This window comes from Mesorhizobium sp. M1E.F.Ca.ET.063.01.1.1 (assembly GCF_003998155.1).
GTDB lineage: Bacteria > Pseudomonadota > Alphaproteobacteria > Rhizobiales > Rhizobiaceae > Mesorhizobium.
The window spans coordinates 1-431 of sequence record NZ_RZSC01001644.1 but is presented as its reverse complement, the minus strand read 5'-3'; the positions used below and the strand labels follow the sequence as shown (position 1 = coordinate 431).

Annotated in this window: 1 protein-coding gene; it reads right to left on the bottom strand. The window is 68.4% G+C overall.

The genetic code is table 11. The features are described from left to right. Positions 1-431 (bottom strand): SulP family inorganic anion transporter (locus EOA29_RS40210; protein WP_245468873.1); only part of this gene is annotated, 431 nt, incomplete at both ends.

The following is a 431-nucleotide window of genomic DNA, read 5'->3' as shown; positions in this document are numbered from 1 at the left end:
GTTTCGGCACCAGCGGCCCCGGCTCCTTGCCGGCAAGCGTCAGCCCGAACAGCTCGGTGATCTGGCCGGAGAAGATGATGACGGCAATCCCCGCGGTGAAGCCGACGGTCACCGGATAGGGGATGAACTTGATGTAGGTGCCGAGCCTCAGATAGCCGATAGCGAGCAGGAAGACGCCGGCCATCATCGTTGCCAGCAGCAGCCCGTCGACGCCGACGCGCGCCACCGTCGCCGCCACCAGCACGATGAAGGCGCCTGCCGGGCCGCCGATCTGGAAGCGGCTGCCGCCGAGCGCCGAGATGATGAAGCCGCCGACGATCGAGGTGTAGAGGCCGCGCTCGGGCGTCACGCCGGAGGCGATCGCGATCGCCATCGACAGCGGCAGCGCCACGATGGCGACCGTCAGCCCGGCAATCGCGTCGGTCCTGAAG